Here is a 24,807-nt window from a genome sequence, read left to right as displayed (position 1 = left end):
ACGGCCCGCGGCCCCGATGTTTCCACGTGCCAGCATAGCATGGGCCGGCCCGGCACAAAGGGCGCGTCCGGCGGAATCCGCCGCCGGCAACACTATGTCAGCGGTCGGACATGATGGTGCGGCGAACGGTGAGAGGGGCGGTCAGGCGGCCGTGGGGGCCGCCAGCAGGCCGCGCACCGCCTCCAGCGCCGCGTCCGCCCTGGCGGCATCGGGGCCGCCGGCCTGGGCCATGTCCCGCCGGCCGCCGCCGCCCTTGCCGCCCATCGCGGCGCTGGCCGCGCGCACCATCTGCACCGCGTCCAGGCGGTCGGTCAGGTCGCTGGTCACGGCGGCGACCACGCTGGCCTTGTCCTCGGCGGTCGAGACCAGCACGACGACGCCCGAGCCGATCTGCTGGCGCAGCGAGTCCGCCAGCGGCTTGAGTTCGCGCGCCGGCAGGTCGCCGACATTGCGGGCGATGAGCCCCACGCCATTGACCTGCTCGGCCGCGACCCCGCCCTCGCCGCCGCCGGCCAGCTTGCGCTGCAGGTCGGAAATCTGCCGCTCCATCACGCGGCGTTCCTCGAGGATGGCGGCCAGGCGCTCGGGAGCCTCGGCGGCCGATACACGCAGCATCGCGGCGATCTGCTGCAGGCGCTGGTCGGCGGCGACCGCGGCCTGTTCGGCCGTCCTGCCGGTCACGGCCTCGATGCGGCGCACGCCGGCCGAGACCCCGCTTTCCGAGGTGATGCGGAACAGCCCGATATCGCCTGTGCGATTCACGTGCGTGCCGCCGCACAGTTCGATCGACCAGGCGGCGCGGCCGGGTTCGGGCGCGCCCATGAAGACGACCCGCACCTCGTCGCCGTATTTTTCGCCGAACAGCGCCATGGCGCCCAGGTCGATCGCCTCGTCCTGCGACATCGGGCGCGTGGTCACCGGGCTGTTCTCGCGGATGCGCGCGTTCACCTCGGCCTCGACCGCCGCGATCTCCTCGGGCGTCAGCGGCCGGGGCTGGCTGATGTCGAAGCGCAGGCGGTCGGGGGCGTTCAGGCTGCCCTTCTGCGTGACATGGGGGCCGAGCTGCCGCCGCAGGGCCTCATGCAGCAGGTGCGTGGCCGAGTGATGGGCGCGGATAGCGCCGCGGCGTTCGTGATCGACGCTGGCCACCACGGGCTGGCCGACCCGCGCCGTGCCTTCGATGATCGTGCCGGAATGCACCAGCAGGTCGCCCAGGCGCTTCTGCGTGTCGGTGACGGCGATTCGAAGCCCCGGCGCGGTGATCAGGCCGGTATCGCCGACCTGGCCGCCGCTTTCGCCGTAGAAGGGGGTCTGGTTCAGCAGGATTTCGACCTGCGCGCCGGCGCCGGCTTCGGTCACCGGCCTGCCGTCATGGACGACCGCCTGGATCTCGGCCTCGGCCTGCTCGGTGGTGTAGCCCAGGAATTCGGTCGCGCCGAACGTGTCGCGCGCTTCGAACCACACGGTTTCGGTCGCGGTGTCGCCCGACCCCGCCCAGGCGGCGCGCGCGCGCGCGCGCTGCATCTGCATCGCGCGGTCGAAGCCTTCGACGTCCACGGCGTGGCTGGTGCCGCGCAGCGCGTCCTGCGTCAGGTCCAGCGGAAAGCCGAACGTGTCGTACAGCTTGAAGGCGACGTCGCCCGGCAGGGGCCGGCCGTCGCCCAAGCGCCCGGTTTCGTCCTCCAGCAGGGCCAGGCCGCGTTCCAGCATGGCCTTGAACCGCTCTTCCTCGCCGCGCATCGTCTCGCGGATCAGCCCTTCCGCCTGGACCAGTTCGGGATAGGCGGCGCCCATCTGGCGGACCAGGGTCGGCACCAGCTTGTGGAACACCGTTTCCTTGGTGCCCATCATGTGCAGGTGCCGCATGGCGCGGCGCATGATGCGGCGCAGGACATAGCCGCGGCCGTCCTTGGACGGCAGCACCCCGTCCGCGATCAGGAACGAGGTCGAGCGCAGATGGTCGGCCACCACGCGGTGGCTGGCGCGGAACGGCCCGTCCGGATCCTGGCCCGTCGCGTCGGCCGAGGCCAGGATCAGCGCGCGCATCGTGTCCGTGTCGTAATTGTCGCGCTTGCCCTGCAGGATGGCGGCGAACCGCTCCAGCCCCATGCCGGTGTCGATCGACGGACGCGGCAGCGGCGCACGCACGCCCGGCGGGTCCTCGAAGAACTGCATGAAGACCAGGTTCCAGATCTCGACGAACCGGTCGCCATCCTCGTCCGGCGAGCCCGGCGGGCCGCCCGGAACGTCGGGCCCGTGGTCGTAGAAGATTTCCGAGCACGGGCCGCACGGGCCGGTATCGCCCATCCGCCAGAAATTGTCGGCCGTGGCGATGCGGATGATCCGGTCGTCGGACAGGCCGGTGATCTTGCGCCACAGGCCGGCGGCTTCCTCGTCCTCGGCATAGACGGTGGCCAGCAGCCGCTCGGGCTTCAGACCGAAATCGCGGGTGATCAGCGTCCAGGCGAATTCGATCGCCTCGGCCTTGAAATAGTCGCCGAACGAGAAATTGCCCATCATTTCGAAGAATGTGTGATGGCGGGCGGTATAGCCGACATTGTCCAGGTCGTTATGCTTGCCGCCGGCGCGCACGACCTTCTGCGCCGTGGTGGCGCGGGAATAGGGACGCGTCTCCTGGCCGGTGAAGACGTTCTTGAACTGCACCATTCCGGCGTTGGTGAACAGCAGGGTCGGGTCGTTGCGCGGCACCAGCGACGAGGACGGCACGATCTGGTGGCCGTTCGCCGCAAAGTAATCGAGAAAGGCCGCGCGGATATCGTTGGTTGTGGGCATGGCGGAAGACTGACGATCCTGAAATGACGAAGGCCGGAATGTTCTGACGTTCCTTCACCTAGCGCACGCCGTGCCCGGCAGGAAGAGCGCAGCCGCATCGGCGATGCGAATCGCCCGGCCGGGCGGGGATGCGCGTCCCCGGACGTTCAGCCCGGCTGGCCCTGTCCGGCCGGGGCGTCCGGGGCCAGAGCGTCTGGGACCAGGGCGTCTGGGACCAGAGCGTCCGGGACCAGGGCGTCTGGGGCGGGGGCGTCCGGCCGGTGCCGGAACACCACGCGCCGGCTGAGATTGAAGTTGGCGAACAGCCCGGCCAGCGACCCGGCCGCCAGGGCGAGGGCCGGAATGGTCCGGCATATGGGCATGGTCATGAACAAGGTGAAGACCATGCCGCGATTCAGGACGAAGCCCAGCGCATTGGCCAGCAGGAACCGCGCCCACTGCACCAGGACGGGATCGGCGTGCGCGACGTGGCGGAATGTCCAGTGGCGGTTCAGCAGCCAGTTGAGCGTCGCGGCGATGAAATAGGCCGCGATCGTCGCCCCGGTCAGGCCGATCAGAGGGCGCAGCCCATAGACGCTGGCGGTATCCCAGCCCAGGCCCAGCGTCCCGACCATTCCGAACTTCACGAATGGAACCAGCCTGGCGCGCCAGGCGGCGGTCCCGGTCGGGCCGGGCGGCTGGGCGCCGGTTTGGGAGGGGGGCTCGATGGTGGCGGGCATGGCCTCGGTCATTGCGGGACGAAGGGGCGGCGGGGTGGGATCGGTTCCATCATCCAGGGAATTACGGACAAAAAAAGGGGATGCCCGAAGGCATCCCCCTTTTCCTGGCGCCGCAGGCGGCAAGATCAGTGCAGGATGATCTCGACGCGACGGTTCTGCGGCTCGCGGGTGTTCGGGCCCGTCGGAACCAGCGGATGCGACTCGCCGTAGCCATGGATGTCGATCGCGTTGGCCGGCACGCCGTCACGGATCAGTTCAGCCTTCACGCTCTGCGCGCGACGGACGGACAGGCCCATGTTGTATTTCTGGCCACGCGGGCCCGGATGGGCGGCCGAGTTGTCGGTGTAGCCGTTGACCTCGATGCGGGTCGTCTGGACGTGGGTCGAAGCCTGGGCGGCCTCGGCCACGATCTCACGCGCGCGGGCGGTCAGGTCCGAGCGATCCCAGTCGAAGAACACCAGATAGGTGCGCGCCGGGGTCGGAGCGGGCGGCACGACGACCGGAGCCGGCGGCGGCGGCGGCGGAGCCGTCTCGAACGCATAGCGCAGGCCCAGGATGAACTGGTGGTTGAAGCGGTCGTCGAAGTTCGCGTTGCCCGAGTGCTTGCCCATCTGGTCCCAGGTCGTCAGCGTGTACGAACCCGAGCTGAAGGTCTGGCCGAGCATGCGATACTGTGCGGTCACCTGCAGGCCCGGAACGCCCGGGATGTCATAGGCTGCGCCCACGATGCCCTGGTAGGCGAAGCCGCCGTTCGTGCCGCCCAGGCGGCTGACGTCGCCGTTCATGTAGGCGGTGGTCGTCGGGCTGTAATGCTGCCACAGATAGCCCGCGCCGACGCCGACGAACGGGGTGATGGGCACGTCGATGCCGAACTGCTTCAGGTCGATGTCATACAGGACGTTCACCAGGCCGCCATAGGACTGGTCGTTGCCCGAGGTCGAGCCCGGCACGGCAGTGAAGCTGCGGTGGCTGATCTCGGAATAGTTGTAGACGCCCTCGAGTTCGACGCGCAGGCCGTTACCGAAGCCCCAGCCGAACGCACCGAAGCCGGTGAAGCCGTCCTTGTGGCGGTACTGGGATGAGCTGATCTGGCCGGGCATCGGGTCGTTGGCGAAACGGCCATGCTGGTTCTGAACCAGGTTGTAGCCGCCGCCCAGGTCGACATAGGGACCGGTGATGATGGTCGCATTCGCAGCAACCGGAGCAGCCGCCATCAGCGTGGTGGCCAGTAATGCCGTACGGAGACGCATTATTTTCGTCCTCAATATAATCATCCGTTCGAGTAACCGCCGCACCATGGGCGGTCAGCCTCAGCGTGATGCTCAACCCCCTATAGATGCTTCGGTTCCGGCTTAGGAACCCATCTGATCGGCAGATCAGGCATTACTGTCGCGCAGCGTGTTGAAACGGCAACAGTTTATTTCGGACGGATTACGGGTTCGGAAAGGTGCCCCGGACCGGGCCGCGCGGCGCCCAGGATTGGAAACGGGGTCTGGAATTTGCAAAGATCCTGTTTGGATCGGGAAAGTGTGGCGGCGGACGTTGCTCCGGCGCCACAGGGCGGGACGTATCAGTCCCCGCAGCCTTCCATAAGCAGAATGTCATGAATAGTGTCGCGCGACACGTCGCGGCAGGTAAAGGCCTGCCCGATTCCGCGCGCCAGGACAAAGGACAGGCGTCCGTCGCGCATTTTCTTGTCGTGCTGCATGTGGGCGATCAGCCGGTCCGCCGAGAATGAGGCATTCAGGTCGGCGATGCGCGTGGGCATGCCCAGCCGTTGCAGATGCGCCATCAGGCGGTCCAGGTCCGTCTGGTGGCAGAATCCCATGCGCACCGACGTCATGAAGGCCAGCCCCAGGCCGATCGACACGGCCTCGCCATGCAGCAGGCGGCCGTCATAGCCCAGCTCGGCCTCCAGCGCATGGCCGAACGTGTGGCCCAGATTGAGCAGGGCGCGCCCGTTGGATTTCTTTTCCTCGCGCTCGTCGTCGCCGACGACGCGGGCCTTGAACAGGCAGGCCAGGCGGATCGCCTCGGCCTGGGCGCCGGCATCGCCGGCCAGGACGGCCTGGCCGTTGGCCTCGCACCATTCGAACAGGGCGGCGTCGCCGATCAGCCCCGCCTTGACGATTTCGGCATAGCCGGCGCGCAGTTCGCGGACCGGCAGGCTGGACAGGGTCGCGGTATCGGCCAGCACGGCGATCGGCTGATGGAACGCGCCCAGCAGGTTCTTGCCGAACGGCGTGTTGATGCCGGTCTTGCCGCCGACCGAGGAATCGACCTGCGACAGCAGGGTGGTCGGGATCTGCACGAAGGGCAGGCCGCGCAGCGTGGTCGCGGCGGCGAAGCCGGCCAGGTCGCCGACCACGCCGCCGCCCAGCGCGATCACCGTGGTGCCGCGTTCGACCCCCAGCTCCAGCAGCCGGTTGGTCACGCGTTCATATTCGGCCAGGGTCTTGGACGCTTCGCCGGCGCCGATCACGATTACGTCGGTGCGGATGGGGCCCTCGGCCGGGTCGCCGGCCAAATCTCCCGTAAGACCCCCCGTAAGGCCCCCCGTAAGACCTTCCAGCAGGCGCGGCAGGTGCAGGGCGGCGACGGTTTCGTCGGTCACGATCACCACCCGCCTCTGCGGCAGGACCGGAGCCAGCAGCCTGCCGGCATGGCGCAGCAGGTCCGTGCCGATCGTCACGTCGTACTGCCAGCGATCCAGCCGCACGGGCACGATGTGCGGCGGCTTGCCCGGCGTCAGGGCGGTAATGACGGCGGCGGCGCTCTGCTCCACGCTTTCTTCTCCACAATCCACGGTGATGTCGGCTTCGGCATAGATTGGATGCCGGATGTCGATCAGGGCCGCCAGGATATCGCGCGGGTTGCCCCCGTTCAGCAACGGGCGATGGGTGCGGCCCTGGACGCGCCGCACCAGGACCGGCAGCGGGCAGCGCAGCCAGACCGAAACCCCGCGATCCCGGATGACCGCGCGCGTCGCCGGATCCATGAACGCGCCGCCCCCGGTCGCCAGGATCAGCGGCCCGCCATCGAGGATCCGCCGGATGACGCGATGCTCGCCCTTGCGGAACTCGGCCTCGCCATACCGGCGGAACAGGTCGGCGATGGAACAGCCCGCCGCCCGCTCGATCTCGACATCGGCATCGACGAACGGCATGCCCAGCCGGGTCGCCAGGCGCCGGCCGATCGTCGTCTTGCCGGCGCCCATCAGGCCGACCAGCACGATGCTGCGCGCGCCCGGGTCCGGCGCCGCGGCTGCCGCCTGCGCCCCCGTGAGCAGGTCGAGAGACAGGAACGGGGTTTCCCGCTCGTCGGCGGCGGGCGGGTCGGTGGCGGGATCGGATGCGGCGGAATCAATCGGGCGTGACATGATTCGCAACCTAACATAGAGCAAAGGCACCAAGCCATCCGGACGAGTCGCGCGGGCCGACCGTCCGGATGGCCACGTTCCGGCGTCGAGGTTCGGCTATGCAGCGCATTCTGTTGGCTTTTGCGGTTCTTGTGCTCCTGGCCGCCGGGGGCGGATTTCTGTCGCTGGGGGTCTTTCCGCCGGCCGCGCCCACGCAGCCGGTGCACAAGGACCTGTCGGCGGATCATTTCGCCCGGCCGTGACGGGGCCGGTCATGCCGCGCGCAGCGGCGGAGGATCCGGCCGCGGACGGGCCGCAGGACGCGCAGGTCGAGGCGTTCCTGGAAATGCTGGCCGCCGAACGCGGGGCGGCGGTCAATACGCTGCAGGCCTATGCCCGCGACCTGCGGGATCTGTCGGAGCACGCGGCGCGGGCGGGCCGGACGCCGGCGGATGCCGATTCCGGGCTGTTGCGGGATTATATGGCGACCCTGGTGGCGGCCGGCCTGTCGGCCCGCACCCAGGCCAGGCGGCTGTCCTGCCTGAAGCAATTCTATCTGTTCCTGGCGCGTGAAGGCATCCGGCCGGACAATCCCGCCCTGCTGCTGGACGCGCCGCGCCTGTCGGCCCCGCTGCCGCGCTTTCTCGGCGAAGCCGAGATCGACGCGCTGCTGGCGGCCTGCGCCGGAGATGATGCAATCCCGGAGCCGTCCGGGCGAGTGTCCAGGGAAGTGCGGCGGGCGGCGCGGCGGCGGCTGGTGGCGCGGGCGGCGCTGGAAATCCTCTATGCGTCCGGCCTGCGTATCTCGGAATTGCTGGCGCTGCGCGTCCGCGGCCTGGCGGGCGATGCCCGCATGCTGCTGGTCAGCGGCAAGGGCGGGCGCGAGCGCCTGGTGCCGCTGTCGGCCGGCGCGCGCCGGGCCGCGGACGCGCTGATCGCGCATGACCGGGACCTGCGCAGTCCCTATCTGTTTCCGGGCCGTACGCCCGGGACGCCCCTGACCCGCCAGGGATTCGACGGGATTCTGCGCGAGGTCGCGCTGCGTGCCGGCCTGGACCCGGCGCGCGTGTCGCCGCACGTGCTGCGCCATTCCTTCGCGACCCATATGCTGGCGCGCGGGGCGGATCTGCGGGCGTTGCAGGTCCTGCTGGGCCATGCGGACATCGCGACCACGCAGATCTATACCCATGTGCTGGCCGAGCGCCTGCGCCAGGCGGTCGAATCCCATCCCCTGGCCCGGGCGGCGGGAAGGGGGGAAAAGGGGATCGGACGCGGTTTTCCGCCGGAATAAGCTTGGCAGGATTCGTGGCTGTGCTATCCGCACGGCATGCGCCAGTTTCTAGATTTCGAAAAACCCGTCGCCGAGCTTGAGGACAAGATCGACGAGCTTCGCAAGATGTCCGGTCCCGACGGCATCAACCTCGCCGAAGAGATCGCCCGCCTGACGGACAAGGCGGACAAGCAGTTGCGCGCGGCCTATGCCAAGCTGACCCCGTGGCAGAAGGTGCAGGTGGCCCGGCATGCGCAGCGTCCGCACGCGGTCGATTACATCGGCACGCTGATCGAGGACTTCACCCCGCTGGCCGGCGACCGGCTGTTCGCCGAGGACAAGGCGGTGGTCGGCGGGCTCGGGCGTTTCCAGGGCCGTCCGGTCGTGGTGATCGGCACCGAGCGCGGCGCGGACCTGGATACCAGGCTGGAGCATAATTTCGGCATGGCGCGGCCCGAGGGCTATCGCAAGGCGCAGCGCCTGATGGACCTGGCGGGGCGGTTCGACATGCCGATCCTGACCTTTATCGATACGGCGGGCGCCTGGCCGGGAATCGATGCCGAGGCCCGTGGCCAGGCCGAGGCGATCGCGCGGTCGATCGATCTCTGCCTGGCCGCGCCGGTGCCGGTGATCGCCACCGTGATCGGCGAGGGCGGTTCGGGCGGCGCCGTGGCGCTGGGCGCGGGCGACCGGGTGATGATGCTGGAGCACGCGATCTATTCCGTGATCTCGCCCGAGGCCTGCGCCTCGATCCTCTGGCGCGATCCCAAGCAGGCCACCAGCGCCGCCGACGCGTTGAAGCTGACGGCGCAGGACCTGCTGCAACTGGGCCTGATCGACCGCATCATCCCCGAGCCGCTGGGCGGCGCCCAGCGCGATCCCGAGGCGACGATCCGCGCGGTGGGCGATGCGATCGCCGCCGAACTGCCGCCCCTGGCGGCGCTGGACCCGCAGGCACGCATCGCGCAGCGGCGCGAGAAATTCATGGCGATGGGACGCGACGGCCTGAGCTGATCGCCCCGGGGGGGCGCCTTTGGGGCTCCCTGTTTCAGGCCCCCGCTTCGATCATGGCGTCAGGGTGGGGGCTCGCCCTCGATCGGGGTGCAGCCCAGTTGCGCGATCAGGGCCTGCACCGCGTCCGCCGCCGCCCGCACCTGGGCGGGATCGAGGCCCTTGCTGACCAGCGTCACCCCGCCCCGCCCGTCCGGACGGCGGAACGGGTAGGACCCGATATCGAGGCCGGGAAAGCGCTCCTGGATGTCCGTCAGGCCCGCGGCCAGGGCGCCTTCGTACAGTCCCAGCGCATGCCAGCTCTGCGATGCGACCGGGGTGCCGTGACGCAGGGACGGGGCCAGTTCCTCGAACATTGCGCGCATGATGCGCGGCACGCCGGCCAGGACATGGACGTTGCCGATGCTGAAGCCGGGGGCGGCGGACACCGGGTTGGGAATGGGCACGGCGCCCTGGGGCAGGGTTGCCATGCGCTGGCGCGCCGCGTTGAATTCGCCCTGGGGGAAATGGGCCTCCAGCAGGCGGAACGTCTCGGGGTGGATGACCCAGGGCACGCCGAACGCCTCGGCCACGCAGGGCGCGGTGATGTCGTCATGGGTCGGGCCGATGCCGCCGGTGGTGAAGACATGATCGAACGCCGCGCGGGCGGCGACGATCGTGTCCACGATCACCGGCCGCCGGTCGGGGATGATCCGTACCTCGGCCAGGGTGATGCCCAGTTCCGCCAGGCGCCGCGCGATATATTGCACGTTCACGTCCTGGGTACGGCCCGACAATATCTCGTTGCCGATGACCAGGATGCAGGCGGTCGGGTTCATGTGCGTGGCCCCCATTTCCGGTGGCAGAACAGTGGACGGGTTTGCATTATGATCGCCGTGACCGGCCAAGGCCAGAGGTGATCGGGGCCAGAGGGGATGAGTGCGATGATGAAGGGACCAGTCTGCGGTGCGCCGCGATGCGTCTGGGATCTGCGTGCCACGCTGGGCGAGGGGCCCGTCTGGGCCGAGGGCGAGCAGGCGCTCTATTTCGTCGATATCGTCGGCCGGGCGATCCATCGCTACCGTCCGGAAAGTGGCGAGACCACGTCATGGGAGGCGCCGAACAGGCCGGGCTTCCTGGTGCCGCTGTCCGACGGTACGTTTCTCTGCGGGCTGAAGGACGGGCTGCATCGCTTCGATCCGGCCACCGGCCGCTTCAACCTCGATCTGCTGGTCGAGGCCGAACTGCCGGACAACCGGATCAATGACGGGCATGTCGATCGCCTGGGCCGCCTGTGGTTCGGGACCATGCACGATGCCGAGACCAGCCCCACCGGGTCGCTGTACGCCGTGACCCAGGAGGCCGGCCGTTTGCACATCCATCGGCAGGACGAGGGCTATATCGTCAGCAACGGCCCCGCTTTGTCGCCGGACGGGCGCACGCTGTACCATAATCACTCCCCGGCGCAGACGATCTTCGCCTTCGACGTCGACGATGCGGGCGGGCTGTCGAATCGCCGGGTCTTCGCGACGCTGGCGGACGGGTATCCCGACGGGATCGCGGTCGACAGCGCGGGCTTCCTGTGGGTCGGGGTCTGGCAGGGGGGACGCATCGAGCGGCTGGCGCCCGACGGAACGCGGGTGGACCCGATTCCGCTGCCGGCGCGCAACGTCACCAAGGTCGCGTTCGGCGGTCCGGATTATCGCACCGTCTTCGTCACCACCGCGCGCAAGGGCCTGTCGCCCGCGCAACTGGACCAGGAACCGCTGACCGGCGGGCTGTTCGCGTTCGGCACGAGCATCCCCGGCCAGAGGCAGGCGGCGTTCACGCTGGCGCGCTCGATCGTGCTGTAGCCTTTGGGCTTTGCAGATAGCTTTACAGAAGATCGCGCAGCAGCGGGATCAGCGGCAGATCGGCCTCGGGCATCGGGTAGAGGGACAGGTCCTGCCCCCGGACCCAGGCCAGGGTCTGTCCTTCACGGGGGCGGGGCGTGTTCTTCCAGCGCCGGCACAGATAGACGGGCATCAGCAGATGGAAATGCCCGTAATCATGCGACACGAACGTATAGGGCGCGAGGCACGAGCGGGTGACGTCCAGGCCCAGCTCCTCGTCCAGTTCGCGGACCAGCGCGGATTCGGGGGTTTCGCCGGCTTCGACCTTGCCGCCGGGGAATTCCCACAGGCCGGCCATCGCCTTGCCTTCGGGCCGGCGGGCCAGCAGCACGCGGCCGTCGGTGTCGACCAATGCCACGGCGGCGACCAGCACCATCCGCTTTTGCGCCCGGCCCTGGGTGGAGGCGGGATCGATCCCGGTTTCGGCCCCGGTTGCGGCGGCGTCATCCATGTCCGGCATGTCCAGTTCCAGATCGGTGCGCGTCGCCTCGAACAGCAGGACGGGATGGTCCCCGCCGCGCGAGACGAAATCCTGCCGCCCCGATCCGGTTTCGCGAAATCCGACCCGCCGCAGCACGGCGATCGAGGCCGGGTTGTCGTGCGCGACCGCGGCCGCGATCCGTTCGATCGGCAGGCCGGCCAGCGCCCAGCGGGCGATGCGGCCGACGGTGGTGGATGCGACCTTGCGATTCCAGTAGGGGCGGCCGATCCAGTAGCCCACGCTGGCCGACCGCGTCGCCTTGTCGAGTCGCACCCCGATGCAGCCGATCAGCGAATCGGGGCTGTCCGATTCGGGGTGGGTGATGGCGAAATGATAGGCCGTTCCCCGCCGCGACAGGTCATGGGTCGCGGCGATCCATTCATCCGTCAGTTCGCGCGGATAGGGGAACGGCACCCGGCTGAGCATGCGGATCACGCTCCAGTCATTTACCAGGCGGTGCATGGTGCCGGCGTCGGACGCATGCAGCGGCCGCAGGCGATATGGGCCGGCCTGCAGCGCCGCACCGAGACGGGATTCGCCGAGATCGATCGTCATGCCGGCGGCCTGTGCGCGGTCCGGCGGACGGTCAGGTCCATGGCGTCAAGCATCCATCGGGATGCCGCATTCGGCCAGAAGCGCGCGCAGGGCGCAGATGACCGGAAAGACTTCCTGGTTGTGGTCGCCGCCCTGCGCGTCCCATGCCGCCTGTTCCAGTTCGACGATCTCGCGGTCCTCGCGGAAGATCCGCTCGGTGAAGGCCACCAGGAACGGCCATGCGGCGTCCAGCAGGCCGGGGATTTTGGGCCGCTTGATCGACAGCAGGCCGAAGACCCGGTTGGTCATCTGGGCGTCGTCCTGCGGCACATAGACGATCCACAGATCCATCACCGGCGGCTCGTCCCCCGTCTGGATCCTGAGCGTCTGGTACGGGTACTCGGTGCGGATCGTCATGACGTCGCGATGGGCGAAGCGGGCGCTGTTGTCGCGCTTCTGGCCGAACACCAGGGCTTCGCCGAGCGGCTGCCTGCCGCCGGTGCGGGCGAAGCTGTAGCGCGCCTCGACCATGCCCGGGCCGCGATCCTGCCCCAGGAAGCGGGGCTTCATCTGGCCCATCTGTTTCATGTGCATGAATTGATGGTTCATATCCATCAGGTTCTCATGCATGAAACTGTAATGGCATTTGACGTGCCGGCCGAAGCGGCGGGTCTTGTAGTGCGGGTTCGCGGCCTGCGCCAGGGGCGGCAGGGGCATCTCCCCGGCCCGTGCCGGATCGCCGGGAAAGACGAAGATCAGCCCGTCCTGCTCGCGGCACGGATAGGTCCGCACCCCGTTCGGCAGCTTGCCCTTGCCCAGGTAGGGGACATCGATGCACCGTCCCGAGCGGCCATAGGCCCAGCCATGATAGCAGCACTGGACCGACTGGCCCTTGACCTGCCCCTTGCTGAGCGGCACCTGGCGGTGAGCGCAGCGATCCTCCAGCGCGAAGACCGCGCCCTCATGGGGGCGGACCAGCGCGATGGGCTGGCCGGCATAGCGGACGCCGATGGTCTTGCCGGGCTTCAGCTCGCGCGACCAGGCGACGGGGTACCAGAAACCGGGATTGGCGCGTACCCGCCGCAGATCGCCCACGTGGGCGCGATCGGGCTGGGAAATGCCGTCCGTCGAAAAAATCTGGTTCATCGTCTCTCTTGCGTTCGAGGCAGGCGCTTGGGGTGGCCCATCCCCAAAGTCAAGGGCAGGTATGCGATTGCGTCAAGTCGCCGCCGGCGGCGCCAGTTCGGCCGTCAGGTCCTCGATGAACTGGTAGGCCACGCGGCCGGAGCGCCCGCCGCGGCCGACCGACCAGGCATTGGCGCGGCGCTGCAGGTCGTCGTCCGCGATCGGCAGCGCGCGGGCCCGCGCATAGGCGCGGACCATGTCGGCAAATACGTCCTGCGCGCAATGATGGAAGCCGATCCACAGCCCGAACCGGTCGGAGAGCGAGACCTTTTCCTCGACCGCCTCGGACGGGTTGATGGCGCTCGAACGCTCGTTCTCGATCATGTCGCGCGGCATCAGGTGGCGGCGGTTCGAGGTGGCATAGAACAGGACATTCTCGGGCCGGCCGGAAATGCCGCCATCCAGGACCGATTTCAGCGCCTTGTAGTCCGCGTCCTCGCTTTCGAAGGACAGGTCGTCGCAGAAGACGATGAAGCGCCGCGCCGCGCCGCGCAGCAGGGCCAGCAGGTCGGGCAGGGTCGACAGGTCCTCGCGCTGGATCTCGATCAGCGCCAGCCGCGCCTGTCCGGCCCGGGGGGGCTGGCCGTCGACCAGGTTGGCCTGCGCATGGGCCGCCTTGACCAGCGACGACTTGCCCATGCCGCGCGCGCCCCACAGCATGGCGTTGTTCGCCGGCAGGCCGCGCGCGAAATGCAGCGTATTGTCCAGGATCAGCCTGCGTTGCGCCTCGACCCCCTGCAGCAGGTCGATGGCGACGTGCGCCACCTGCGCGACCGGGGCCAGGCAGCCCCGCTCGGGGTGCCAGACGAAGGCGTCGGCGCTATCCAGGCCCGCCAGGGTCGCCGGCGCGGGAGAGAGCCGTTCCAGCGCCGAGGCGATCCGGTCCAGAAGCGAAAGCAGGGCAGGGTCCATCGAGGCTGACTTCCATATGATCGGACGATCGGCGGCCCCGCTTCGCACGGGCGGCGAACCGACGCCTTGACGGGAGACGGGCGAAAACTATGGTCCAGTGCCGCAGCCCGCAACCCAATAATGACGGCCGGAATCACACGACATGACCCTTCTCTCCGACTTTCTGATCACGCCGGCCCATGCCCAGACGGCCGGCGGCGAGGGCGGATTCCTCAGCGCGGGCGGATTGATGAGCATCCTGCCCTATGTCGCGATGTTCGTTATATTTTATTTTATCCTGATCCGTCCCCAGCAGCAGAAGCAGAAGCAGTTGCGCAGCCAGCTCGCCGCGCTGCGCCGTGGCGACCGGGTGCTGACGGCCGGGGGAATCATCGCCGTGGTGCAGAAGGTGCGCGAGGATTCGAACGAGATCGAGGTCGAGATCGCCCCGAACGTGCGGGTGACCGTCCTGCGCGAGACCATCAGCTCGGTGGTCAGCAGCGCGTCCAAGCCGGCCAATGATACCGGCGCCAAGGCGGGCTGACCGCACGCGCCATTTCCCGAGAAGTTGAAGACCCCCGGCGGCCGGTCCCCTGACCCGGCTGCCGGGGGTCTTTGCGTTTCGGCCCCGGGAAACCGCCGTTTCGTCTGGTTTGCGTCGCGGTTTCCCATAATGTGGGTAAGTGTCTCATATATTGAATTATCGCCGTGTCGGGCCTAATCCGATGGGACAAGGGGGATGCGATGGCCGATGGGAATGCCAGAATTGCCGATGCCGGTGTCGTCGATGCCAGAGTCGCTGATGCCAGAGTCGCTAATGCCAGAGTCGTCGATACCAGGAGTGTCGCGGCAACCGGCACGCAGGCGCTGGAACGCGGGATCGCGGTGATCGACGCCGTGGCCGCCGGGCGCCGGACCCTGTCCGCCATCGCTGCCGCGACGGGCTGCACCCGCAGCACCACCCAGCGGATCGTGAGCGCGCTGGCGCGGCTGGGCTGGCTGCAGCAGGAGGCGGGGGGGACCTACACGCTCGGGCTGCGCCTGGCGGCCCTGGGCCAGCGGGCCGGCGCCGAATCCGCGCTGGCGACGCTGGCGCGTCCCATCGCCGAGCGGCTGGGGGCCGAAACGCAGGATACGGTGCATCTGGGCGTCCGCGCGGGTGCTGAAGTCCTGTACCTGGACAAGATTCCCGGGCAGCGCGGGCTGGAAATGCGCTCGCGGGTCGGGCAGCGCATGAAACTGGCGCTGACCGGGGTGGGGCGCGCCCTGATGCTGGACCTGTCCGAAGAGGAATGGCGGGCGCTGTATGAGTCCGCCCTTTCCGATCCGGCCCCGTCTGATCAGACATCGTCCGGTCAGGCATCCGGTGCCGCCGGCGAACGGTCTCCGCGGGACTGGGCGTCGTGGCTGGAGCGCATGCGCGCCTATCGGGCGAGCGGCTGCGTGTTCGACCTGGAGGACAACGAGGTCGGAATCCGCTGCGTCGCCGCCCCGGTGCGCGACGGGCAAGGGGCGATCGTCGCGGCGCTGAGCGTCGCCAGCGCCACGCCCTATCTGTCGCGCGACCGGATGGGTGTCCTGGCCCCGGTCGTGCGCCGCGCCGCGCAAGACGTGTCGGCCAGGCTGGGATGGCGGTCCGATGTCGCAGCGTCATGACGCGCCGCCCGACATGCCGCCCGACATGAGGGGCGATCCGGCGGCGGGGGCGCTGATCGGGATCGATTGGGGCACCTCGTCGCTTCGCGCATGGCGCATGTCGGCCACCGGCGCGGTGCTGGCCGAGGCGCAGGCGCCCTGGGGCATTCTCAACCTGCCCGATGGCGGATTCCCGGCCGCGCTGGCCAGGCTGCTGGCCGACCTGAACGGCGATGCCGGGCTGAAGCTGATCGCCTGCGGCATGGTCGGCAGCGCGAGCGGCTGGCACGAGGTCGGCTATGTCGATTGTCCGGCCGACGCGGCGGCGCTGGCCCGTGCGCTGGTGCGGCCGGCGGGGCGCGCGATGCCCGGCATCGTGCCCGGGGTGCGGCAGATTCACCCGGTTCCCGACGTCATGCGCGGCGAGGAAACGCAGATCGTCGGCGCGCTGGCGCTGTATCCCGAACTGGCCGACGCCGCGACCCTGATCCTGCCCGGCACCCATTCCAAATGGGCCACGGTGCGGGCCGGGCGGATCGTCGGGTTCCATACCGCGATGACCGGCGAACTCTTTGCCGTGCTGTCGCGCCACAGCATCCTGGGCCGTCCCGGCGAGGGCGTGCCCCCCGCGACCGAGGATGCCGCCCGGCTTGCCTTCCGCCAGGGGGTGCGGGCGGCCGTGCAGTCGCGCCAGGGGGTGGGGCCGCTGCTGTTCTCGGCGCGCAGCCTGTTCCTGAGCGGGGCGGTCGGTGCCGCCGAGACGCGCGATTATCTGTCCGGCCTGCTGGTGGGCGACGAGATCCGTGCCGGCCTGGCCGAGCGGCCGGACATGCTGCCCACGGTCCTGATCGGCGAGGAGCGGCTGTGCGGGCTCTATGCCACGGCCTTCGAGATGCTGGGCGCGCCGGTGCCGCGGACCATCGGCAATACCGCGCCGGCGGGCCTGTACCACATCGCCATGACGGCCGGGTATTTCCGGACCGATCCGCCCACCCAGTCCGGCTGAGGAGAGAACGGTGCCGACATTCGACGACGCGCTGCGCGCCTGCCCGCTGATCGCCATCCTGCGCGGCGTCCGTCCGGACGAGGTGCTGGAGATCGGCGCGGCCCTGGTCGATGCGGGATTCACCATCATCGAGGTGCCGATGAATTCGCCCGAGCCCCTGCGCAGCATCCGCCTGCTGCAGGACCGTTTCGGCCGGCAGGCGCTGATCGGCGCCGGGACCGTGCTGTCCGAGGCGGCGGTGGCACAGGTCGCCGACGCGGGCGGGCGCCTGGTCGTCATGCCCCACGGGGACGTCGCGGTCATCCGCGCCGCGCGCGCGGCGGGCCTGGACTGCACGCCAGGCGTCGCCACCCCGACCGAGGGGTTCGCGGCACTCGCGGCCGGTGCGACGGCGCTGAAACTGTTCCCGGCCGAGCAGTTGGGCACGGCGGCGCTGAAGGCATGGCGCAGCGTGTTCCCCGCCGGGACGCGTTTCCTGCCCGTGGGCGGCATCACGCCCGAGACGATGGCGCCGTACCGGGCGGCGGGCGCCGCCGGGTTCGGGCTGGGTTCGGCGCTGTACCGGGCGGGGCAGCCGGCCGCCGAGGTGGCGCAAGCGGCGCGGCGGTTCGTCGGCGCGCTGGCCGGCATGCCCGGCGCCTGAGGCCGGAGACGTCCTGAAAAACGAAAAATCGAGACGCGAAGAACCGAAGATCGGGAAGATCGGAAACGGACATGAAGATCACGAAGCTGACCACGTTCCAGGTGCCGCCGCGCTGGCTGTTTCTGAAGATCGAGACCGACGAGGGGATCAGCGGCTGGGGCGAGCCGGTGGTCGAGGGGCGCGCCGACACGGTGGCCGCCGCGGTGGCCGAACTGGCGGACTACCTGATCGGCAAGGACCCGTTCCGGATCGAGGATCACTGGACGGTGCTCTATCGCGGCGGCTTCTATCGCGGCGGCGCGGTGCATATGAGCGCTGTCGCCGGCATCGACCAGGCCTTGTGGGACATCAAGGGGCGCGCCTTCGGCGTGCCGGTGCATGAATTGCTGGGCGGCCGCGTGCGCGATCGCATCCGCGTCTATTCCTGGATCGGCGGCGACCGGCCGGCGGATACGGCCGAAGCGGTGCGCGCCGTCGTCGATCGCGGCTTTACAGCGATCAAGATGAACGCGACCGAAGAACTGCAATATGTCGACAGCCACGGCAAGGTGGACGCGGTGATCGCCCGCGTCGCCGCGATCCGCGCGGAGGCCGGGCCCTATCTGGGGATCGGCGTCGATTTCCACGGCCGGGTCCACAAGCCGATGGCCAAGGTGCTGGCCAAGGAACTGGAACCGTTCGACCTGATGTTCATCGAGGAGCCGGTCCTGAGCGAGCATCTGGAGGACCTGCCCGAAATCACCAAACATACGTCGATCCCGATCGCGCTGGGCGAGCGCCTGTTTTCCCGCTGGGATTTCAAGCGGGTGCTGGAGCAGGGCTGCGTGGACATCATCCAGCCCGACCCGTCCCATTCCGGCGGCATCACCGAAACCCGCAAGATCGCGGCGATGGCCGAAGCCTATGACGTCGCGGTGGCGCTGCATTGTCCGCTGGGCCCCATCGCGCTGGCGGCCAACCTGCAGCTTGACGCGCTGTGCTACAACGCCTTCATCCAGGAGCAGAGCCTGGGCATCCATTACAACCAGAGCAACGACCTGCTGGATTACCTGACCGACCCGGCGGTCTTCGCCTATCGGGACGGGCATGTGGACATCCCGGCCGGTCCGGGCCTGGGGATCGAGATCAACGAGGATTATGTCCGCGCCCGCGCGGCCGAGGGCCATCGCTGGCGCAATCCGATCTGGCGCCATCGCGACGGGTCGTTCGCGGAATGGTAGGCATGGCGATGCCAGGTACGGCGATGCCGGGCACGGCGCTGTCCGGGGCCGCGCACCAGGATGCGGGCGCCGATGCCGGCGCCTTCGCGCAGTATCCCAGCCTTACCGGCCGTTCGGTGCTGGTCACCGGCGGGGCCAGCGGCATCGGCGAGGCGCTGGTCCGGGCCTTTGCCGACCAGGGCGCGCGGGTCGCGTTCCTCGACCGCGACGGGGCGGCCGGCGCGCGCCTGGCCGAGGCGCTGCGTGCGAACGGCCGGGACGTGCTGTTCCTGCCCTGCGACCTGGCCGACGTCGCGGCGCTGCGCCGGGCCGTCGCGGATGCGGCCCGGGCGAACGGGCCGGTCGAGATCCTGCTGAACAACGCCGGATACGACCAGCGCCACACGCTGGACGAGGTCGACGAGGCGCTGTGGGAGAGCCTGTCGGCGGTGAATATCCGCGCCCAGTTCTTCGCGGCCCAGGCGGTGGCGCCCGGCATGCGCCAGATGGGGCGCGGTTCGATCATCTGCCTGGGCTCGACCGGATGGATGCAGAAAAATGCCGGCTATCCGGTCTATGCGACCGCCAAGGCGGCGGTCAAAGGGCTGGTGAACAGCCTGGCGCGGGAACTGGGTCCGTTCCGGATCCGGGTGAATGCGCTGGTGCCCGGCTGGGTCATGACCGAACGCCAGTTGCGCCTGTGGGTGACGCCGGAGGGCGAGAAGGAGATCGACCGCGCCCAGTGCCTGCCGGGCCGGGTGCGGCCCGGGGACATCGCGCGCATGGCGCTGTTCCTGGCCGCCGACGACAGCCGCATGTGCACCGGGCAGGACTTCATCGTCGACGGGGGATGGGTCTGACGTGCCGGCCGTGCCCCAAGCCGGCTTGGCCGGGATGAACCGGACCCGCTATATCTCGTTAAGATCGGGTGCAGAGGGGGCAAGATGCATGTGTACGGATCTGCCGCGTCGTCAGGGACCGGGCATCTGAAGCAATCGGTTGCCGGCCGCGCCGGCCTGGTTGCCGGATTGGCCGCTGTCGCGGGGCTGATGTTCGGGCTGGATATCGGCGTCATTTCCGGCGCGCTGGGCCTGATCGCCCAGGAATTCAGCACCACGCAGGTCCAGGAGGAATGGATCGTCGCGGCGATGATGCTGGGCGCCGCCCTGGGCGTGCCCGTCGCCAGCCGGCTGTCCTTCGTCTGGGGACGCAAGCGCACGCTGATCATCGGCGCCAGCCTGTTCATCTGCGGTTCGATGTCCTGCGCGCTGGCCGGTTCGGTCGGCGTGCTGATCGTCGCGCGGATCGTGCTGGGCCTGGCGGTCGGGGTCTCGACCTTTACCGCGCCGCTTTATATAGCCGAGGTCTCGGACCCCGCGCACCGCGGTGCCATGATCTCGGTCTATCAGTTGATGGTCACGATCGGCATCCTGGCGGCCTTCGTTTCGAACGCGCTGTTTTCCTATTTCGATGCGTGGCGCTGGATGCTGGGCGTGGTCGCGTTTCCGGCGGTGGTCTTTCTGATCGGCGTGCTGTTCCTGCCGCACAGCCCGCGCTGGCTGGTGCTGCGCGGCAAGCGCGACGCGGCGCGGCGCGCGCTGCTGGAACTGCGCGGTCCCGTGCGTGGCGTGGCCGACGAACTGAACGAGATCGACGCCCAGTGCCGCGGCGGCGGCAACGGCTTCGCGCTGTTCCGGGCCGACCGCAATGTCCGCCGCGCGGTCTTTCTGGGCGTCATGCTGCAATGCATCCAGCAATTCAGCGGCGTGAACGTGGTGATGTATTACGCACCGCGCATTTTTGGCCTGGCGGGCTTTCCCGAACATGCCGGGCTGTGGGGTACCGCGAGCGCCGGCGCGGTCAACGTGCTGGCGACCTTCCTGGCGATCTGGCTGGTCGATCGCTGGGGGCGGCGGCCGATCCTGATCTGCGGCCTGGTGGTCATGAGCCTGTCGCTGACGGTGCTGGGCGGCATTCTCGGCGGCGGCGCACAGTACGGGGTGCGCCAGGTGGCCGCGGTCGGGGTGCTGCTGAGCTTCGTGGCGGGATTCGCCTTCTCGGCGGGGCCGCTGGTCTGGGTGCTGTGTTCGGAAATCCAGCCCTTGCGAAGCCGCGATTTCGGCATCGCCTGCTCCACCGTCACGAACTGGATCGCCAACATGATCGTCGGGGCGTCGTTCCTCAGCCTGTTGGACCATCTGGGGCGGGCGGGGACATTCTGGATGTATGCCGCGCTGAACGCGCTGTTTGTCGTCCTGGTCATCCTGTTCGTGCCCGAGACGAAGGGCCTGACCCTGGAGGGGATCGAGCGCAACCTGATGTCCGGCGTACGGCTGCGGATGATCGGGCGCGGCGCGACCGGCCCGGCGCCCGATCATCGGGCGGCTTCATAAAAAAACCCGGCCGTCCGGCCGGGTTTTTCGTCGCTCGCGTCCGGCCGGCCGATCAGGCGGCCTTGAGCTGCGCCTCGGCGAATTCGTAGTTCGCCAGCTTGTCCAGGTAATTGGTGATGTAGTCCGGGCGGCGATTGCGGAAATCGAGATAGTAGGAATGTTCCCACACATCCAGGCCCAGCAGCGCCTTACCCTGGCCTTCGGCCAGCGGGTTGGAGCCGTTGGCCGTCTTGGTCACCGCCAGCTTGCCGTCGGCGCCCAGCACCAGCCACGCCCAGCCCGAGCCGAACTGCGTAGTGGCCGCGGTCTTGAACGCGGTCTTGAAGGCGTCGACGCTGCCGAAATCCTCGACGATCTTGGCCTCCAGCGCGCCGGGAATCGCCCCGCCGGCCGGCGAGAGGTTCTGCCAGAACAGGATATGGTTCCAGTGCTGGCCGGCATTGTTGAACACCGGGGCCACGGCGGGATCGCCCTTGACCGCCAGGATGATCTCCTCCAGCGACTTGCCCTGCAGTTCGGGCTTCGCTTCCACGAACCCGTTCAGGGCCGTGACATAGGCCTGATGGTGCTTGCCGTGATGCAGTTCCAGCGTTTCCTGGCACATGCCGCGCGCCGCCAGCGCGTTGGTCTGGAACGGAAGAGAGGGGAGTTCGAAAGCCATGGACGTTCTCCTGTAGCAGTCAATAACCGAGCGGCCTGCCGATCTCCGAAATCAGCGTGCGAATGTCGGAGGCGGGACTCGCGCGACGATGCGCGCCAACCTAACAATCCGGCGCGGGTCCGTCGATCCGTCGCGAGGCGATCCCTGTCCGGTCCGCCTGGGGCAGAAGCGGAAAATCGCCGCCCACCAGAGCTATGAGGGCCGGCGGGATGCGTCAAGTGACGGACATATGACGGACATATGACCGGGCCACCCGTCCATGCGGTGCTTGTGCTTCCGCGCGGCGCGCGGCATCTGCATGCATCATGGCCCGGATGATGGACATAGCGGCGGCGGATACGGCGATACGCGCGGAGCGGGACGCGGGGGCGGGCGGCGACGGGCTGTCGCTCTGCGGCGCGATCGCGCGGCGATCAGACCCGGACCGGTTTTTCTGCGCCCTGTTCCTGCCCGAGCCGGTGCGCGAGGATGCGTTCAGCGTGATCGCGTTCAATCACGAATCCGTCCGCGCGCTGACGGGCATGCAGTCCTGGTCGGTCGCCGGCCCGATGGCTGGGCTGATCCGGCTGCAATGGTGGCGTGAAATCATCGAGGGCGCCCCCCACCCGCATGAGGTCGCGCCCGGCCTGCGCGCCGCCCTGGCCCAGGCGCCCGCCCTGCGCCGGACGCTGCTGCGGATTCTCGATGCCCGCGAGGCCGAAGCCGAGGGGCTGACCGACTGGCCGTCCTGGCGGGCCGCGATGCGCGGCGGGGCAGGGGGGGTGCAGGTCGCCATCGCCCAGCGTGCCGGCCTGGGCGACCCGGTGACGCTGCAGCGGATCGAGGCCTTGGGCGCCGCCTATGGCGCGGGCGGCCTGCTGCGCCATCTCGACATCGTGCTGGCGGCGGGCCGCTGCCCCTTGCCCGATACCGCCCTGCAGGCGATCGGCCTGTCGCGCGAGGCGCTGCGCAACGGCGCGCCGCCGGGGATTCTGGACCCGCTGCGGGTGCGCCTGCGCGAGGAAGGGCGGGCCTTCCTGGCGCAGGCGCTGCCGGTTCGGCTGAGACGCGACAGCCGCGCGGCCGCCCTGCCGGGGGTGCTGGCGCGCCGCGACCTGGCGCGTCCCGATGGAAGGCGGCCGGCCGGACGCGGCCTGGGCGACCGGCTGGCCGTCATGGCGGCCATGCTCAGCGGCCGGATCTGACTGTCAGGGTGACGTGACGATCTGCTCCAGGACCGCGAACAGCGCCGAATAATCGGCGTCGGCATCGGCGCGCCGGGTCAGGGACAGCAATTGTGTCGCCGCCGCCACCGTGACCGCCGGCGCCGCCAGCCGCGCCGCGTCGGTGAGCAACAGGCGCATGTCCTTCTGCATCAGCCGGGTCGGGAATTGCGGCGTGAAGTCGCCGGCGCGGGCGGCCTTCAGCTTGCGCTTGTGATGGGGCGAGATCACGGCCACGGAATCCAGTGTGTCGAACAGCATGTCGCGATCCAGCCCGGCGGCCAGGCCATAGGCCACGCCCTCGGCCACCGCGGCCAGGGTCGCGCCCATGATCCCGTTGACCACCAGCTTCAGCTTCGCGCCGCTGCCCGACGGGCCGGCATGGATCGTCGCCTTGCCGATCGCGTCGAAGATCGGCTGGGCTCGGGCGACGTCCGCCGCCGTACCGCCGACCATGATCACCAGCGCGCCGGCATCGGCCTCGGGCGTGCTGCCCGAAACCGGCGCGTCCAGCACCGCCACGTCCCGGTGCGCCCCGGCATCGGCCAGCGCCAGCGCCGCCTCGGGCGACACCGAGCTGGCATTGATCAGCAGCGTCCCGGCCCCCATGCCGGCCAGGGCACCCGATTCGCCGTACATCGACGCCGCCAGCGCCTCGTCGTCGGGCACGCAGGCGATCACGGTGCCGGCGGCCTCGGCCACGGCGCGGGGCGTGGGCAGGAACGGGGTCGTGCCGTCTCCGCCCTTGCCGGAGGGTGTATAGGCTACGATCCGATAGCCGGCCTCGCGCACATGCCGGCCCATGCGGCTGGCCATCGCGCCGAAGCCGATGAAGCCGACCGTCCCCTTTTCGACCGTTCCCTTTCCGTCATTGTCGTCGGACATGATTTCGGTCCTTCCTTTTTTCGTCCCGTCGGGCACAGAGTGCCGGACAGGATGGATGAAGTCACGCCATGGGGCAGCCATGGACGGATCATCGTTGCCGGAGCCCGACCCATGCGCCTCTTTGACTATCCGCGTCCCGCTGTCTCCGACATCACGCCCGAGGGGGCCTATCTGTCGCGCCGCGCCACATTGGCGGCGGGGCTGGCCGGCGGGGCCGCCTGGCTTGCGGGAGCGCCGCGCGGCGCGTGGGCCGATCCCCTGCGCGCCACGCCGGGCGCGCTGTCGGGCACCGGGCTGACGCCCACGCCGTTCCAGGACGCCACGCATTACAATAATTTCTACGAATTCGGGCTTGAAAAGACCGACCCGGCGGAACGGTCGGGCGATTTTCATCCCCGCCCGTGGACGGTCCGGGTCGAGGGGCTGGTGGCCAAGCCGCGCACCTACGACATCGACGCGCTGCTGGCCCGCCCGCTGGAGGAGCGCCTCTATCGCATGCGCTGCGTCGAGGCGTGGTCGATGGTCATCCCCTGGACCGGCTTTGCCCTGGCCGACCTGCTGAAGGAGGTCGAGCCGCTGGGCAGCGCGAAATATGTCGCGTTCGAATCGGTGCTGCGTCCCGCGGAAATGCCCGGCCAGGACAGCATGCTGCATGTGCTGGACTGGCCCTATGCCGAGGGGCTGCGGCTGGACGAGGCGATGCACCCGCTGACGATCCTGGCAGTGGGACTGTACGGCCGGACCCTGCCCAACCAGAATGGCGCGCCGGTCCGGCTGGTGGTGCCGTGGAAATACGGGTTCAAGGGCATCAAGTCGATCGTGCGCATCCGCTTGACCGAAACGCGGCCCCGCACCGCGTGGAACGATCGCGCGCCGGACGAGTACGGGTTCTATGCCAACGTCAATCCCGCAGTCGATCACCCGCGCTGGAGCCAGGCGACCGAGCGCCCGATCGGGGCCAGGGGCGGGTTCTTCGGTGCGGCGCGGCAGCCGACCCTGCCGTTCAACGGCTATGCCGAGCAGGTGGCCGGCCTGTATGCCGGCATGGACCTGCGGCGCAATTTCTGACG

At 69.2% G+C, this 24,807-nt stretch carries 23 protein-coding genes; 13 read left to right on the top strand and 10 right to left on the bottom strand.

What is annotated here, in order from left to right; all coding sequences use genetic code 11:
• Positions 1 to 141: 141 nt before the first annotated feature.
• The 4 genes from alaS to aroB form a co-directional block, all read right to left on the bottom strand.
• The gene (alaS, locus tag QN315_RS02010) at positions 142 to 2,793 is read right to left on the bottom strand and encodes an alanine--tRNA ligase (RefSeq protein ID WP_323991281.1); all 2,652 of its coding nucleotides are present in this window, start codon (positions 2,791 to 2,793) and stop codon (positions 142 to 144) included.
• A 146-nt stretch (positions 2,794 to 2,939) separates the two neighbouring features.
• A complete protein-coding gene (locus tag QN315_RS02005; RefSeq protein ID WP_323991280.1) occupies positions 2,940 to 3,512 on the bottom strand; it encodes a GtrA family protein in 573 nt (190 codons plus the stop codon).
• A gap of 125 nt (positions 3,513 to 3,637) precedes the next feature.
• On the bottom strand, positions 3,638 to 4,762 hold the full coding sequence (locus tag QN315_RS02000; RefSeq protein ID WP_323991279.1) for an OmpA family protein: 1,125 nt from the start codon (positions 4,760 to 4,762) through the stop codon (positions 3,638 to 3,640).
• Between the two features lie 320 nt (positions 4,763 to 5,082).
• Complete coding sequence (gene aroB, locus QN315_RS01995; RefSeq protein WP_323991278.1) at positions 5,083 to 6,891, bottom strand: 3-dehydroquinate synthase; 1,809 nt, start codon at positions 6,889 to 6,891, stop codon at positions 5,083 to 5,085.
• Positions 6,892 to 7,004: 113 nt separating this feature from the next.
• Here aroB and QN315_RS01990 point away from each other — a divergent pair, with 113 nt between their 5' ends.
• Genes QN315_RS01990 through QN315_RS01980 form a run of 3 tightly spaced genes read left to right on the top strand, consistent with a single transcriptional unit; the run spans position 7,005 to position 9,154 of the window.
• Complete coding sequence (locus QN315_RS01990) at positions 7,005 to 7,133, top strand: hypothetical protein (RefSeq protein WP_323991277.1); 129 nt, start codon at positions 7,005 to 7,007, stop codon at positions 7,131 to 7,133.
• An 11-nt stretch (positions 7,134 to 7,144) separates the two neighbouring features.
• Positions 7,145 to 8,161 (top strand): tyrosine recombinase, encoded by a 1,017-nt coding sequence (locus QN315_RS01985; RefSeq protein WP_323991276.1) that lies wholly within the window; start codon positions 7,145 to 7,147, stop codon positions 8,159 to 8,161.
• Between the two features lie 36 nt (positions 8,162 to 8,197).
• Positions 8,198 to 9,154 (top strand): acetyl-CoA carboxylase carboxyltransferase subunit alpha, encoded by a 957-nt coding sequence (locus QN315_RS01980; protein WP_323991275.1) that lies wholly within the window; start codon positions 8,198 to 8,200, stop codon positions 9,152 to 9,154.
• 59 nt (positions 9,155 to 9,213) lie between these two features.
• Here the strand turns inward: QN315_RS01980 and QN315_RS01975 are convergent, their stop codons facing one another.
• Entirely contained in the window at positions 9,214 to 9,969 is a 756-nt protein-coding gene (locus QN315_RS01975) for a molybdopterin-binding protein (RefSeq protein ID WP_323991274.1), read from the bottom strand.
• A gap of 105 nt (positions 9,970 to 10,074) precedes the next feature.
• Between QN315_RS01975 and QN315_RS01970 the strand changes: the two genes are divergently transcribed.
• On the top strand, positions 10,075 to 10,983 hold the full coding sequence (locus tag QN315_RS01970; protein WP_323991273.1) for an SMP-30/gluconolactonase/LRE family protein: 909 nt from the start codon (positions 10,075 to 10,077) through the stop codon (positions 10,981 to 10,983).
• A 22-nt stretch (positions 10,984 to 11,005) separates the two neighbouring features.
• Here the strand turns inward: QN315_RS01970 and mutT are convergent, their stop codons facing one another.
• The 3 genes from mutT to QN315_RS01955 all read right to left on the bottom strand — a co-directional run bounded on the left by mutT (position 11,006) and on the right by QN315_RS01955 (position 14,134).
• Positions 11,006 to 12,058: an 8-oxo-dGTP diphosphatase MutT gene (mutT, locus tag QN315_RS01965; protein WP_323991272.1), complete on the bottom strand. Its 1,053-nt coding sequence runs from the start codon at positions 12,056 to 12,058 to the stop codon at positions 11,006 to 11,008.
• Between the two features lie 45 nt (positions 12,059 to 12,103).
• Positions 12,104 to 13,183 carry an aromatic ring-hydroxylating dioxygenase subunit alpha gene (locus QN315_RS01960; protein WP_323991271.1) on the bottom strand — a complete coding sequence of 360 codons (1,080 nt, stop codon included), beginning with the start codon at positions 13,181 to 13,183 and terminating at the stop codon, positions 12,104 to 12,106.
• Positions 13,184 to 13,255: 72 nt separating this feature from the next.
• A complete protein-coding gene (locus QN315_RS01955) occupies positions 13,256 to 14,134 on the bottom strand; it encodes an ATP-binding protein (protein WP_323991270.1) in 879 nt (292 codons plus the stop codon).
• A 142-nt stretch (positions 14,135 to 14,276) separates the two neighbouring features.
• Between QN315_RS01955 and yajC the strand changes: the two genes are divergently transcribed.
• The 7 genes from yajC (at position 14,277) to QN315_RS01920 (ending at position 20,989) form a co-directional block, all read left to right on the top strand.
• Positions 14,277 to 14,657 (top strand): preprotein translocase subunit YajC, encoded by a 381-nt coding sequence (yajC, locus tag QN315_RS01950; RefSeq protein ID WP_323991269.1) that lies wholly within the window; start codon positions 14,277 to 14,279, stop codon positions 14,655 to 14,657.
• 200 nt (positions 14,658 to 14,857) lie between these two features.
• Positions 14,858 to 15,769, top strand: coding sequence for an IclR family transcriptional regulator (locus QN315_RS01945; RefSeq protein WP_323991268.1), 912 nt, complete (start codon positions 14,858 to 14,860; stop codon positions 15,767 to 15,769).
• Positions 15,753 to 16,754, top strand: a complete 1,002-nt coding sequence (locus QN315_RS01940) for a 2-dehydro-3-deoxygalactonokinase (protein WP_323991267.1) — start codon at positions 15,753 to 15,755, stop codon at positions 16,752 to 16,754. The genes QN315_RS01945 and QN315_RS01940 overlap by 17 nt, the downstream gene beginning before the upstream one ends.
• A 10-nt stretch (positions 16,755 to 16,764) precedes the next feature.
• Positions 16,765 to 17,397, top strand: coding sequence for a 2-dehydro-3-deoxy-6-phosphogalactonate aldolase (locus QN315_RS01935; RefSeq protein ID WP_323991266.1), 633 nt, complete (start codon positions 16,765 to 16,767; stop codon positions 17,395 to 17,397).
• A 71-nt stretch (positions 17,398 to 17,468) separates the two neighbouring features.
• The gene (gene dgoD / locus QN315_RS01930; RefSeq protein ID WP_176641500.1) at positions 17,469 to 18,617 is read left to right on the top strand and encodes a galactonate dehydratase; all 1,149 of its coding nucleotides are present in this window, start codon (positions 17,469 to 17,471) and stop codon (positions 18,615 to 18,617) included.
• A gap of 2 nt (positions 18,618 to 18,619) precedes the next feature.
• Positions 18,620 to 19,456 (top strand): SDR family oxidoreductase, encoded by an 837-nt coding sequence (locus QN315_RS01925; RefSeq protein ID WP_323991265.1) that lies wholly within the window; start codon positions 18,620 to 18,622, stop codon positions 19,454 to 19,456.
• A gap of 84 nt (positions 19,457 to 19,540) precedes the next feature.
• Entirely contained in the window at positions 19,541 to 20,989 is a 1,449-nt protein-coding gene (locus QN315_RS01920) for a sugar porter family MFS transporter (RefSeq protein ID WP_323991264.1), read from the top strand.
• A 52-nt stretch (positions 20,990 to 21,041) separates the two neighbouring features.
• On the opposite strand, the gene QN315_RS01915 is transcribed toward QN315_RS01920, so the two are convergent.
• The gene (locus tag QN315_RS01915; RefSeq protein WP_323991263.1) at positions 21,042 to 21,650 is read right to left on the bottom strand and encodes a superoxide dismutase; all 609 of its coding nucleotides are present in this window, start codon (positions 21,648 to 21,650) and stop codon (positions 21,042 to 21,044) included.
• A gap of 314 nt (positions 21,651 to 21,964) precedes the next feature.
• Between QN315_RS01915 and QN315_RS01910 the strand changes: the two genes are divergently transcribed.
• Positions 21,965 to 22,834, top strand: a complete 870-nt coding sequence (locus QN315_RS01910; RefSeq protein WP_323991262.1) for a squalene/phytoene synthase family protein — start codon at positions 21,965 to 21,967, stop codon at positions 22,832 to 22,834.
• Positions 22,835 to 22,837: 3 nt separating this feature from the next.
• Here QN315_RS01910 and QN315_RS01905 read toward each other — a convergent pair whose 3' ends face one another.
• Entirely contained in the window at positions 22,838 to 23,737 is a 900-nt protein-coding gene (locus QN315_RS01905; protein WP_323991261.1) for an NAD(P)-dependent oxidoreductase, read from the bottom strand.
• 111 nt (positions 23,738 to 23,848) lie between these two features.
• On the opposite strand from QN315_RS01905, the gene msrP reads away from it, so the two are divergent.
• Positions 23,849 to 24,805 (top strand): protein-methionine-sulfoxide reductase catalytic subunit MsrP, encoded by a 957-nt coding sequence (msrP, locus tag QN315_RS01900; RefSeq protein WP_323991260.1) that lies wholly within the window; start codon positions 23,849 to 23,851, stop codon positions 24,803 to 24,805.
• Positions 24,806 to 24,807 lie beyond the last annotated feature (2 nt).

The sequence above is a fragment of the Nguyenibacter sp. L1 genome, from assembly GCF_035199985.1.
GTDB classification, from domain to species: Bacteria; Pseudomonadota; Alphaproteobacteria; order Acetobacterales; family Acetobacteraceae; genus Gluconacetobacter; species Gluconacetobacter vanlangensis.
Note: the sequence above shows the minus strand (reverse complement) of the source record. Positions and strands in the feature narration are given on the sequence as shown.